Source organism: Paenibacillus sp. 01T422 (genome assembly GCF_056398785.1).
The window spans coordinates 1-13362 of sequence record NZ_JBFTQB010000055.1 but is presented as its reverse complement, the minus strand read 5'-3'; the positions used below and the strand labels follow the sequence as shown (position 1 = coordinate 13362).

Below are 13362 nucleotides of genomic sequence, written 5' to 3'. Positions count from 1 at the left end.
TAGTAGACCCCCGTTCCCTGGGAGGTATACCGTTAATGGCTTCCGCTGATAGTTGTGGCCATTCGGGAGGAAGGTGTTGGTGACTTTGTCGATCAAGAGAGTATCTACGGCCAATTGCCCTTCACCGAGTCTTGCCGAGGTCATGGCTACCAAGGGATAGTCCCATCCCCATGTCGCATCCCAGTCCCAGACCTTGATGACTTCGTGCAGAGTCCTAAGCATCGTTACACGATCCACCATGTTGCCGGGGAGAATACCAAGCGGAGCAAGCATGGTGGGGTGATCTTTGGTGCTGCTGCCACTGGTAAATGTATCGGGAGCTGTCTCCGCAGCCACATATAGACCATCCACTTCAGGGAGCTTGGATAAATGGATCAGGACATGCTCCCACTTCTCCATTCGTGGGAGTCCGAGTCGATCTTGCCATGCAAGGGCTGTTGATAATCCGAAAGCCCAGTATGACAATTCGAAAGTCGGATTCATTGTTGTTGCATGATCATAAATTTCTTGTGCAGGGGCAACGGGCGGACCTAGCACATACCGCTGTTGTTCGGCGTCCCATTCTGCGAATGAAGCCATGAATGCCGCACTTTCGAAGACGAGATCAGCATACTTCTCCAATGTCTCTCTTGTGCCCTTATTTTTATACATTAGCTCAGCATAATAAATAGGATGTGGTTGCTGCCAGATGAGGAACGGCTCGATGTAACAAGGGCCGTTAATGCCATCTGGAGCCACACATTTCGGCCATCTCGCCCCTTCGTATCCTTGAGAAGCGGCAAGCATTCGGGCTTGATCCAGGATGCTGATGTACCATTCCAGACTGTTGGTCAGGCCATCCGGCCGATTCCAGAGTGCAAAGTGAACGGAATGCCACCAGTGCATTTCCAGATGAAATTTGCCAGCCCAGCTGTTATGGGTAAGTCCTGATTCCGCCGGTGGCAAGGTTCCGGATGATTGAATAGCGGTCAAGTACTGGGACAGCACAATTCTACGCTCAAGCTCGAGCGCGCGTGAATCTTTGCTGCCAGCAAGCTCGATTGCTCCGCCCGAGGTCCAGAAGTTTCGCCAGTGCTGCTCAGAGCTGGCTCGTGCAGCTTCGAACGTTGGCAAATCAGTATCATTTGTTCCAGGAGCAAACCTGAACCTGAACTCGAACTCATCGTGGTCGGATGATGGTGTTAGAAGGAGCAAATGGTTGTCTTGCTCGTCTTGAGCTAAGTTTCCGCTTGACCAAGCCGCGGTAAACGTATAAGCATCTTGATCCAACTTGCGGTCAATTTGGACGGAATGCCTGTTGCTGCTCACGATTTCAGTTTCGTGCTGAGCGCTTTTTCCCCAATCTACGCCGGCGAACTTCCATGTCCCATAAGGGAAATGAAAGGCAATCTGGAGATGCCCTTGGCGGATCAAATCAGATTGAACGCGAACGGCGATCAAATCTTGAGTAGGGTGACAGCAGGTGCTCACCATGGTTTTCGTTCCGCTGATCGAGAATTGGCTTTCAATGACTCCGCCCCATAGATGGAGCACTTGTTCAATTTCCTTCAAGTCGTCAGCGGAGGCTTCTTCACCTGAGGGAAGCTTCAAACGGAAGCTAACTTTCCCCAGATGCAATTTGTGCGGATTAAATTTCAGCCATTTGTATTCATCCGTAATTTGACCAGGCGCCATATACGGAAACCCGATATTTCTCCCGCCAAAGGTAGGGAAATAGGTGCGCGGGAACTTATCCACATGGTACTCCTCTGGATTCRGATGCGTATGCCACGCCCAGTTGGAGAAGTTGCCAAGCGGCACACCACCGTCAGCATACAGGCTTGGGAAGGTTTGCAGACCGGTTGCATCAACCGTGAAGGCATAATTCCCATTGCCAACTGAGAGGGAAGAGAATTTATCAAAGCTGGTAATAAGCGGATTATGGCGTCCAACTAAAGCTTTTCGATCGATCATGTCAGCACCTCATCGGGAAAAAGTAGATAATTTGGTTTCATTTTAAACATAACATTCAAACCGATAGTTGCCTGAGCCCACGCGTATGACGGCATAGTCATTATCAATGAGGACTTCTTGTACAGCCGCTGCATCCTCTAGCGGAATCCCACCTTCGAGGAGAGTATCCAAGGAGACAGATGGAAGGTAGACATCCGCCAAACAATTGGCCGGAATGGTGATCTCAAGCTGGAGTCGACGCTCAGCAGCATCCTGCTGCCATGCGACTCGCAGTTTACCAGAGGGCAGAAGATAATCTGCCGTTATATCATTCAGATCATCCAGTATGGCTGGTCGGATGGACAGCTTGTAGCTTTCGAAATCGGGGCAATACCGATAATGGATGCCTGCCAAACCGCTATAAAGCCATTCTTCCAAATGTCCGAGCATAAAATGGTTCTGCGATTTGCCGACGGTGGGACCATCCCAAGCTTCTGTTAACGATGTCGCGCCGTTTTCAATTTGATAGCCATAACTAGGGTGATCGGTATTTTGACTCATGCGATAGATTATATCGGAACGCCCATTCTGGGAAAGGGCAAGCAGCACATAGCGATGGCCAACATCGCCTGCTGTCGTATGATACCCGCGCGAGATGATGTCATTGATTAGGTGTTTGAATACGATTTCTTTGTAAGGCTCTTGGACAAGCCCTAGAACAAGCGGCATCGCATTGGCGCTTTGACTGCCAGTGGCATATTGCTGCGTTTGGTCATCGAAAAAAGCATGATTAAACGCAGCTTTAATGTCCTCACGCAGTTGCGCATAATTGAGAGCGTCATCGCTGCGGTCCAGAAGTTTTGCAATTTGTGCAAACACATCGACGATATGGTAAAACATAGCGGTTTCGGTGTGCGCAACAGGCGTATTTTGAACAAAGCCAGGCGGGTTATCGCCAACATCGTACCAATCTCCAAGGCCGCTGTGGATAATCAGCTGATCGGAGCCCGCTTTTAAATAGTCGATATAGGCTTTCATTCCTTCATAATGCTCGCTCAGGATACGGTGATTGCCGTAAAATTGCAGCAAATTCCAGCCTGTGAGTATGTAGGTGGCGCCCCATGAGACAGAATCCCGGAAACAGCGCCATTGATCGGAAAAAACAACATATTCAGGCGCAGTTGTCGGCACCATCCCGTTTGGCAGCTGGGCGTCCCGGATGTCCTCCATGGTCTTGATAAACAATCGCTCGACATTGTAATTAAAGGCTACGGAAGGGCCCATCAAATGAATTTGCTCGAGCCAACCTAGCTTTTCCCGATGTGGACAGTCGGTGAATATGCTCTTCATATTACTCAGAATCGCTTGGTTAATGATCCCATGCGTGCGGTTTAGCAGCGTATTGGAGCTGGCGAAGTTACCACAACTGTCTACGTTCGGGTAAATCATCTGACCTTCCAATTGGATAAGAACAGGAATTTCGGAATCGGCTACCGCTGCATCCGCTGGAACAACGCCTTCGAGCTGCACATAACGAAAACCGCTGTAGCTGAAACGCGGCGACCAGCTTTCTACGTCAGCATCTCCGCGCATGATATAGGTGAACTTGGTGGGAGAACCGGTCCATTTCTGATTAATGGTACCGTTATCCTTCAGCAATTCCGCAGGGGACATCGTAATTTTGGCGCCTTGAGGGCCTTTTGCACAGAGGCTGATCCAGCCCGCAAAGTTTTTGCCGAAATCAGCTACATACACACCGGGAAGCGGTTGAGTTATCTGCATGGGCTGAAATGTTTCCATGACTTTCAACGGGGATATCGCTTGTGATGTTAGTTTTCCTGCTGGTGCTAGCACTTCGACCGCTGGTTTCCAGACATCATTCAGAGTTAGACCTGGCAGATCCCAACCCGCTTGGAGGTGGTTAGCATCGTAATCTTCGCCTCCGTATATACACGAGAAGAGGATAGGTCCCGGTGCGGAGTCCCAATTCCGATCACTAAGAATCTGAGTTAGGCTACCATCCGTATGGATGATTTCCAGCTGAACGAGGCATCTTGGCGTGCCGAAGGAATGCTTGAATTTGCTGTAACGACCTCCTGTTACATTGAAAAAACCGTTCCCCAGCATCACACCGATCGCATTGCCGCCTTCGTGAAGTTGCTCAGTCACGTCGTAGACGCAGTAGAGACAAGTTTTGTCATAGTTTGTCCATCCTGGCTCCAGGACGTTGTCGCCGACTTTCTCTCCGTTTAGCCGCAGCTCAAATTGACCTAGCCCGCATAGGTAGACACGAGCTTGTGCCACGGGTTTGTCGAGATGGAACTCGCGCCTCATTAGTGGAAGGGCGGGTCTTTCAGATGGCTCCTTGCCATATTGAGCGATCCAAGCCGCAGACCAGTCCTGGTCATGGAGAAGTCCCATTTCCCACCAGGAGACAGGGCTTTCCGTCATTTGGCCTTTCTCATCCCAGACCTGTACTTTCCAATAATAGCGAAGCCTGGACTCAAGCGGCGGTCCTTCGTATAAGATATGAACGTTTTTCTTGCTATTACGTTGACCGCTGTCCCAGACAATTTCACTTCGAAAGTTATCTTCGTTAGCAGAAACAATGATTCTATATGCCGTTTGCATTTGCAAACGTACTGGCGTATCAGCAAAACTCCAGCCGAATGCCGGCTGGAGGACATCAATCCCGAGTGGGCGGCGTGCGCTTTCTACAAACAATTCATTCACTTGCATCTGATCTCGCCCCTTCGTCAGCGTGATTGGGTATCCAGCGGTTGAGAGGTTGCGACGCTGATCGTGCGGAACTCTTTCCCGTAGTTTTTGGTCGGATCGCCTTCTCGATACGGCCTGCATGAGCAGTAGAAATGATAGAGATTACCTGCATGCTTAATGACAGAAGGCTTATGGGCGAAAGTAGCGTCAATGCTGCCCTCGTCACCAACACGAATGATTGGTTCAGGATATTTATCCCAATGTAAAAGGTCACGGGAAAGAGCAATGCCTTCCTGTGCTTGCTTGTAATTATAGCCAAAGTAATACATGACCCATTGGTCTCGGTCTGGATCATGCAATACGCACGGATCGCTGACAAATCCTGAGTCCCATGCATCCGGGGTAACCTGTAGGACGGGATTCTGTTCGTACCTATGCCACTCCTTCAAATCTGTGGAGAAAGCAACGCCTGTTTGTTCGATCCATCGCCCTTTATTTGTGTTTTTGGCATTGTAATACAGAAAGAATTTGCCTTCATGTTCAACCAAGCATTCTTTGTAGAGCCCACCCTTTTCCCAGTCTGCGCCTTCCTCTGGTGTTAGGATTGGATCTGGACATCGATGCCAATCGAGCAGCTGTTCATCTTCGGTCCAAGCGATACCAATTTTGGCGGAGCCTTCTTCATAACCCGCGTTGGGATAAGCATGATAAACTAACCAATATTTGTTGTTCCATTTTTTCAGTACGGGAGGAGCATTGAGGCGATTTTCTTTCAACATCCAGGTACCGGCAACATTAATAGCATCCCAGGTCGCGTCTTCCTTTCTTTTTAGGATGACACTTAAATGCTCCCAGTTAATAAGATCATGGCTTGTCGCCAAAGCCGTCTGGTAACCGATCCCGTCAAACCCTACATACATCATGTAGAACCTGCCGCCATGTTGGAAGACGAACGGACAATCGACAGCTCGCTCGTCGAAATGCCCAGACACCCCAGATCCAACAAGAACAGGACTACCCAATTTATATGGCGTGAGATAAGGCTGTATATGCAACGTGACACACTCCTCCTGTTAAAAAATCCAAAGACCAACTCCCTATTCAGATTACAATTAAGCGCTTACTTGTTGTGTGGGGTATTGTACCTGATATATAGGTCAAAGCGATCTTCAAGTCCTGTCAGCATTGACATCACGAATAGCCGAGCGTAGGATGAGGGGGAAATTTAGGCATTTCAGCTCGAGAGGAGGGGCTTAAGTGAAGGACAATCACGGTTTCAATCCGTTTATGTTCGAAACAGCCGGCAGTATTGTTGCCGGACAACATGCGATAACCGATCTAGTTCCAAGGATAAAACGGCACGGAGATTTCAAGCACGTGGTGATCGTAACGCAACCTTCGATTAAGGCGATGGGGGTCATTGATCGGATCGAGAGCGAACTATCGCAAGCGGGAATAACCAGCAGATGCCTAACGAATGTGAGGCCGGAACCAACGGTTGAGAACATTCAACAAGTGTTCAGCCACATTGCCTCCGAACCTGTTGATTTATTCATCGGCATTGGCGGTGGGAGCGTGCTTGATGCAACGAAATTATTGGCTGTATTGATGACAGATCCCGTGGACGTCATGAGTTTAATTGGCCTTGACCGCGTATCGAAACCTGGGATACCTACGGTGTTAATTCCAACGACCTCAGGGACGGGTTCAGAAGTGACACCGAACGCGATAGTTACTATTCCTGAACAGGAATTAAAAGTGGGCATTGTCAGCAGGCACTTGCTTCCTATGATGGTTATTATCGATCCCGTGCTAACCGTCAGTCTACCGCCTAGCATCACGGCTGCAACCGGTATGGATGCGTTTACTCATGCGCTGGAATCCTATATCTCCACAAAAGCTAACCCTATAAGCGATATGTTTGCCCTAGAATCGATTCGTTTAATTTCTGGCAATTTGCTGCAAGCCTACCATCACGGATCAGATCTGCAAGCGAGGGAGAGCGTGCTCCTAGGATCGATGTACGGTGGTATGGCACTAAGTTCGGCTGGAACAGCAGCCGTGCATGCACTGGCTTACCCACTTGGGGGGAAATTCAACATTACACACGGTGTTGCGAATTCGATGCTGCTGCCGCATGTCATGAGGTTCAACATGGATGCTATACATGATAGGCTCGGACATGTTGCATGTGCGATGGGGCTGCAGGTTGGGACAGATGGCGGGAACGCTGTTTCGGAAGCGGTTAATCGGCGCATATTCGAATGGACCGGCCAGATGAGCATCCCGCAGAATTTGCGCGCTTTTGGCGTAACCGATGACGATGTCGGTGAGTTGGCTGCAGCTGCTTCCAAGGTCACAAGGCTTCTGCATAACAATCCGAAACCGATGAACATAGATGACATTCAAGCTGTTTACCGCCAATTGCTTCCGTGACTAGTGGAATATGAAGGAGAGATGTTATGGATTCTTTACTGCGACCGTCTGGGATCATTCCCGCTATGGTGACACCTTTTGATGCTGATCAGCAGCTTGATGAAGCTGCATTGCGGCAATTAACCCGCAGATTGATTAACGCGGATGTACACGGATTGTTTTGCCTTGGTACGAATGGGGAGTTCTTCTCCATGTCCTTCGAGGAAAAACTGCAGGTCGCCGAAATCGTCCTTGAGGAAACACAGGGACGATTACCAGTATATGTGGGTGCTGGATGCACAAGTACGAAAGAGTCTATTGAGCTTGCTGTACGTTTGGCGCATATGGGGGCAGATGCATTGTCCGTCATTACACCGTATTTTGTGACGTATACCCAGCAGGAGCTGCTGACTCATTTCCGCATGATTGCGGAAGCGACGGAGCTTCCCGTGCTTCTGTATAACATTCCGGCAAGGACCGGAAACTCGCTTCAGCCGCAAACCGTGAAGGAACTAAGCAAAGTGCCTAACATTGTTGGGATCAAAGACAGCAGCGGCAGTTTTGATACCATTTTGCAATACATAGAGGTAGCTGGACCGAACTTTTCCGTATTGGCAGGAACGGATTCACTCATTTTGCCAACATTAATGGCTGGCGGACATGGGGCTATAGCTGCAACAGCCAATGTGTTTCCCGAGGTTGTGAAGAGTATATATGATTTGTGGAGTCGGGGAGAGTTGGAAGAAGCAGAATTACAGCAGCGTAAGTTACGAGCTTTGCGCAGCGCGTTTGCTATGGGGACACTCCCTTCCGTATTGAAGGAAGCGATGTGCATGATCGGATTGCCTGCGGGACAACCGCGTCTGCCTGTACAACCGCTGAATCCATCAGCGAAAGAGGAGCTTCGACGGGTTATGGATACTTATCTGGCAGAAGCCGTACTTCTGACGAAGGTAGAGGAAAGGAACTGAGGCAATGATTGAGAGCATACCTAAAGGCGTATGGCCCACTATGATAACGCCTTTCACGGATACCGGCAAAGTGGACTATGGCGCATTGGAGCAGCTGATTGAATGGTACATTGACCAAGGCGTGCACGGTCTATTTGCGGTGTGTCAATCGAGTGAGATGTTTTATTTGACTCTGGAGGAGAGAGTGAGCCTGGCTCGATTCGTTACGCGCCAAGCTGCTGGCCGGGTTCCGGTCATTGCATCGGGTCATATCTCCGAGCTATTCGCGGAGCAGGTAGAGGAACTGCAGCAGATAGCGGAGACGGGGGTTCATGCAGTTGTGTTGGTCAGCAACCGACTGGCTAGTTTGGATGAGTCTGACGAGATATGGTTCGAGCGTGTTGTACAGCTGATTGATCGAGTCCAGAATGTGCCGATGGGCATTTATGAATGTCCGTATCCGTACAAAAGACTGCTGAGCCCGCAGCTGTTAAAACAATGTGCAGATACAGGGAGATTCGCCTTTCTCAAGGATACCAGCTGCGATTTGCAGCAAATTGCCGCAAAACTTGAAGCGGTGAAAGGCAGCTCACTCCAACTATTTAATGCCAATTCCGCAACGCTGCTTGCCTCCCTAAGGATGGGAGCTTCTGGTTTCAGCGGCGTTATGGCTAATTTTCACCCTGATATCTATGTGCGATTGACCGAAAATTGGAACGAGGAGCCGGTCATAGCGGATAGGCTGCAGTCATTTGTTGGAGCTGCATCCCTGATTGAGCTGCAGATGTACCCTATTAATGCGAAGTATCATCTGAGCAAAAGGGGACTGCCCGTTTCCTTGCATTGCCGTTCCAAAGATGCGAGTGCTTTCAAGGAAAATCATAAGCTTGAAGTGGAGCAGCTGGATGCCGTGTATCGGATGCTGAAAGAAAGCTTGTCTAGTTGATTTTAAAATAGGAGGTAAGGGTTATGCCGTTTAAAAAGAAAGATCGCATCGTGTTTATCGGGGATAGTATAACAGATAAAGGGCGTAAAAAAGACCCATTGAAGCTTGGCTCGGGTTATGTGCGCATCATCCATGATTATCTGACAGCGGTTTATCCGCAACTTGGCCTGAAAATGATTAATGAGGGCGTTTCCGGCAATCGTGTGATCGATTTGGAGAAAAGATGGACGCTGGATGTGATGGACCATCAACCCCAGTGGGTGTCCATTTCTATCGGGATTAATGATGTTTGGCGTCAATTGGACTCGCCTATGGGCGAACAGGTATACCCTGACAAATTCGAAGAAGTCTACCGTAATTTACTGGATCAAACGAAGCAAATACCCGATTGCAGAGTGATCCTGATGCAGCCTACGGTCATCAAGGAGTATCCGGATGCCACAGGAAACCGGCTATTGAAGCCGTATGTGGACATTGTGAACCGACTGGCGGAGCAGTATGATGCCATCCTGGTTCCGACGCATTTTGCTTTTGTTGATTTTATCAAGTTGGAAACCGGTCAGGATTTAACAACGGACGGTGTGCATATGAATCCATTGGGGGATATGCTGATGGCTACGACTTGGTTGAAGGCTATTGAGGGTCGCTGAGAGTCATTGAGGGTCATTGAGGACACTGAGCCCTAGGGAGAGGGAACTGGAGTCCTCTATTTGGACAAAAACGAGATTTTTTTATTTTAAGGGGAACTACAAGGTCTTATTTGTCCTTCACGAGCTGTTTTTTGAGCAAAACTGGAGAAATAGCGAACTGTAGTTCCCCTTTCCGCCAGAAGTAGCACTTTTTCAAGTAAATAGCAGACTGTAGTTCCCAAATCGCCATTCTGGAGAACGCTCGCTTCGCGTCACCTATATATATGATGAATTCAGCCTATAATGGGCCGCTTGCTTTCTTGTAAACTGATCATGAGATCATATTCATGCAACCGGAAAGTAACGCCTGATCAGGTGATAGCCGTGGACAGGGGCAGGTCGGTTCCGCAGATTTTGCAATCCTATTACGGAAGTACAAGGGGGTAAATGCAATGACATACGAAATAGAACCAACAACCGGAGACAGCAGATGGTTTACGCACGACAGGTTCGGCTTGTTTATTCATTGGGGGCTATATTCGCTAGCTGCTAGGCATGAATGGCTGCAATCTAGAGAGCGATTGAGCGGAGAGAAATACCGCAACAAATATTTCAATAAGTTCGATCCGGATTTGTATGATCCAGCATTGTGGGCGCAGCTCTCTTACGATGCTGGAATGAAGTACGCCGTAGTAACGACCAAGCATCATGAAGGATTTTGCTTATGGGACAGCAAGCTGACTGATTATAAGGCGCCTAATACCCCGGCTGGCAGGGATTTGATCAGACCCATGACGGAAGCGTTCCGTGAGCGTGGCATGAAGGTCGGTTTTTACCATTCCCTGATCGATTGGCATCATCCGCATTATACGATCGACACGAAGCACCCGTTACGATTTGATGAGGCAGCTATCGCTGACAGCGCTAAGAAGGATTTTGCGCAATATCGTGAATATTTGTTTGGTCAAACGAAGGAATTGTTAACTGAATACGGTGATGTGGATCTGTTGTTTTATGATTTTTCTTTTCCAGAGGAGAATGGATTAGCTGGCAAAGGCAAGGAAGATTGGAAAAGCAGGGAGCTGATCAAGCTTATTCGCGAGCTGCAGCCGAACATCTTATTGAACGATCGCCTGCAAATAGGCGGAGATATTACGACGCCTGAGCAGTATTTGCCAAGCAAATGGGTGCAGATTGACGGCAAACGTGTAGTTTGGGAGACGCCGCATACGTTTAGTGGTTCCTGGGGATATCATCGGGATGAAGAATCATGGAAAAGCGTAGATATGCTGGTCAAAATGTTGATTGATGTCGTCAGCAAGGGTGGAAATTTGCTGCTGAATGTAGGGCCTACTGGACGAGGCGAATTCGATGAGCGCTCGATTGATCGTTTAAAAGGAATCGGCGACTGGATGAGGCGTCATAGCCGTTCGATATATGGTTGCACACAGGCGCCCGAGACGATTGCATGTCCCCAGGATTGCCGACTGACCTATAACCCTGAGACCAATCGCTTATATGTGCATGTGTATAGTTGGCCGTTTAAAAGCATTCATTTGCATGGCTTGGCCGGCCAAGTAAAGTATGCGCAGCTGCTTAACGATGCATCCGAGATTCGCTTTAAGCAAGGCGTTGTCCATAGCGGAATCGACAACGGAGCTTATAAAGAGGGTCGAGATGAGAAGACGTTAGTCTTGTCGCTCCCTGTAAGAAAGCCCGATGTGGCGGTGCCGGTCATTGAAATATTTTTGAAAGGGGAGGCCTAGATGACAATGAAAGCCATTACACTTGGCTATGAACGAAACGCTGCCCCTCGTGTGGAATTTGGTATTCAACGACTAAGAGAAGCGCTTCAAAATTCCGGTTATACCGTGCTTGAAACAGAATCAGAAGCGACATGGTCGTTGGACAATTACCGCTCTGTGCAGGGATTGAAAATTTACATTGGCAACCGCCAAGAATCCGCATTTGTGCAGCAACTGGAAGAGCGAGATGTTTTGTTATATCACACGGAAGCGCCAGAGGGAGAAGGTTTTTATTTAGCCTCTTGCCCAGGAGGTATAACGATTATTTCCGGGGGAAGCGATTCGGGCGTTCTATACGGCTGCCTGGAGCTTGCGAGCCGAATTGATGAAGCTCAAAAGCTGCCAAGTGACATCGCTTATGGGGATAAGCCGCGTTTCTCCTTGCGTGGACCAGCAATCGGATTGCAAAAAACAACCGTAGAACCGCCACGCCAGACGTATGAGTACCCCATTACGACAGATCGCTTTCCTTGGTTTTACGACCGATCGTTGTGGCAGGACTTCCTCCACATGATGGTTGAGCAGCGCTGCAACGTGGTCTACTTGTGGTCCGGCCATCCGTTTTCTTCCCTGGTGCAGCTGGAAGATTATCCTGAAGCGCTGGAAGTGACCGAAGATGAGCTAGCCTTTAATCGGGAGACGTTCCGCTGGATCACGGAAGAAGCTGACCGCCTGGGCATCTGGGTCGTGTTGAAGTTCTACAACATCCATATTCCGCTGCCTTTTGCGCAGAAACATGACCTGAAGCTGCATCAACCGAAGCCGCTGCCGATAACGAGCGATTACTACAAGAAATCGATCGCTGCATTCGTTCAATCTTTCCCCAATGCCGGGCTAATGGTTTGCCTTGGCGAAGCGCTTCAAGGACAAATTTATGGCGTGGAATGGTTTAATGAAACGATTCTAGCCGGGTTATTAGAAGGGCTGAAACATTCGAACGTGAAGGACAAACCGCCAATTATCCTGCGATCCCATGCAATTGAGCCGCAAAAAGTGATCGAGGCAGCGCTGCCTTTGTATCCGAATTTGTATACGGAAGCCAAATATAACGGGGAGTCATTGACGACTTATACTCCTCGAGGCAGATGGCAAGAAATACACAACCGTCTGGGTTCTTTGCAGACGATTCACATAGTCAATGTTCATATATTGGCGAACCTGGAGCCATTCCGATATGGAGCCCCATCGTTCATTCAAAAATGTATGCAGGCGGCCAAATACCGCTTGAAAGCAAACGGGCTGCATCTGTATCCGTTGTTCTTCTGGGATTGGCCGTATGCGCCAGATAAGTCGGAGAAGCGACTGCGTCAATTGGAGCGAGATTGGATCTGGTTTGCCGCTTGGTTCCGGTATGCGTGGAACCCAGATCGTGATCCGAGTGCAGAGCGGAACTACTGGATCGATACGCTTGGGAAGCGCTTCGGAAGCCGTGAGGCAGGTAAAGCGATCTTGGATGCTTATGAAGCCTCTGGCGAATGCGCGCCGAAATTGTTGCGCAGGTTCGGCATTACCGAAGGCAATCGCCAAACGATGAGCCTCGGCATGATGATGAGCCAGCTCACCAATCCAGAACGGCACATGCCTTGGCCGGATCTGTGGGAATCCCAATCACCGCAAGGAGAACGGCTGGAGGATTTCGTCGTTAAAGAGCTGAGTGGTGAAACTCACATTGGAGAAACGCCGACGGATATCATTGCCGATGCGCAGAGACATGCTGAGGAAGCGCTACTAGCCATCAAACAAGCCAGCAATTTCGTATCGCGCAACAGGGAAGAATACGAAAGATTGGCGAGCGATATGGCTGCAATCCGTCATATGGTGCAGGCCTATGTGCATAAGGTCAAGGCTGCGATCCTCATTTTAACCTATAAGCATTCGGTCAAAGGGGAGTATTTTCACCAAGTCGAACTGCTGGAAGCTGCAGCGGTAGAATTGGAAAAAGGACTGGACAGCTATCGGGAACTGAC

At 49.1% G+C, this 13362-nt stretch carries 9 protein-coding genes; 6 read left to right on the top strand and 3 right to left on the bottom strand.

Annotated features, from left to right (window positions below):
* The 3 genes from AC1DUA_RS05225 to AC1DUA_RS05215 form a co-directional block, all read right to left on the bottom strand.
* Window positions 1–1953 (bottom strand): glycoside hydrolase family 65 (locus AC1DUA_RS05225; protein WP_477498708.1); only part of this gene is annotated, 1953 nt, incomplete at its 3' end.
* Window positions 1954–1995: 42 nt separating this feature from the next.
* Window positions 1996–4671, bottom strand: a complete 2676-nt coding sequence (locus AC1DUA_RS05220; protein ID WP_477498707.1) for an alpha-L-rhamnosidase — start codon at window positions 4669–4671, stop codon at window positions 1996–1998.
* A 17-nt stretch (window positions 4672–4688) separates the two neighbouring features.
* Window positions 4689–5705, bottom strand: a complete 1017-nt coding sequence (locus tag AC1DUA_RS05215) for a hypothetical protein (RefSeq protein WP_477498706.1) — start codon at window positions 5703–5705, stop codon at window positions 4689–4691.
* 232 nt (window positions 5706–5937) lie between these two features.
* Between AC1DUA_RS05215 and AC1DUA_RS05210 the strand changes: the two genes are divergently transcribed.
* The 6 genes from AC1DUA_RS05210 to AC1DUA_RS05185 all read left to right on the top strand — a co-directional run.
* A complete protein-coding gene (locus AC1DUA_RS05210) occupies window positions 5938–7086 on the top strand; it encodes an iron-containing alcohol dehydrogenase (RefSeq protein WP_477498709.1) in 1149 nt (382 codons plus the stop codon).
* A 26-nt stretch (window positions 7087–7112) separates the two neighbouring features.
* Window positions 7113–8036, top strand: a complete 924-nt coding sequence (dapA, locus tag AC1DUA_RS05205) for a 4-hydroxy-tetrahydrodipicolinate synthase (protein WP_477498705.1) — start codon at window positions 7113–7115, stop codon at window positions 8034–8036.
* A 4-nt stretch (window positions 8037–8040) separates the two neighbouring features.
* Window positions 8041–8961 carry a dihydrodipicolinate synthase family protein gene (locus AC1DUA_RS05200; RefSeq protein ID WP_477498704.1) on the top strand — a complete coding sequence of 307 codons (921 nt, stop codon included), beginning with the start codon at window positions 8041–8043 and terminating at the stop codon, window positions 8959–8961.
* A gap of 23 nt (window positions 8962–8984) precedes the next feature.
* Window positions 8985–9611 (top strand): SGNH/GDSL hydrolase family protein, encoded by a 627-nt coding sequence (locus AC1DUA_RS05195; protein ID WP_477498703.1) that lies wholly within the window; start codon window positions 8985–8987, stop codon window positions 9609–9611.
* Window positions 9612–10042: 431 nt separating this feature from the next.
* Window positions 10043–11356, top strand: a complete 1314-nt coding sequence (locus tag AC1DUA_RS05190; RefSeq protein ID WP_477498702.1) for an alpha-L-fucosidase — start codon at window positions 10043–10045, stop codon at window positions 11354–11356.
* Window positions 11357–13362 (top strand): beta-N-acetylhexosaminidase family protein (locus tag AC1DUA_RS05185; RefSeq protein ID WP_477498701.1); only part of this gene is annotated, 2006 nt, incomplete at its 3' end. It abuts the gene before it with no gap.

Coding starts and splice junctions, on each gene's coding strand:
- dapA (WP_477498705.1), top strand. CDS start 7,113: ATGGATTCTTTACTGCGACCGTCTGGGATCATTCCCGCTATGGTGACA.
- AC1DUA_RS05190 (WP_477498702.1), top strand. CDS start 10,043: ATGACATACGAAATAGAACCAACAACCGGAGACAGCAGATGGTTTACG.
- AC1DUA_RS05195 (WP_477498703.1), top strand. CDS start 8,985: ATGCCGTTTAAAAAGAAAGATCGCATCGTGTTTATCGGGGATAGTATA.
- AC1DUA_RS05200 (WP_477498704.1), top strand. CDS start 8,041: ATGATTGAGAGCATACCTAAAGGCGTATGGCCCACTATGATAACGCCT.
- AC1DUA_RS05210 (WP_477498709.1), top strand. CDS start 5,938: ATGTTCGAAACAGCCGGCAGTATTGTTGCCGGACAACATGCGATAACC.
- AC1DUA_RS05220 (WP_477498707.1), bottom strand. CDS start 4,671: ATGCAAGTGAATGAATTGTTTGTAGAAAGCGCACGCCGCCCACTCGGG.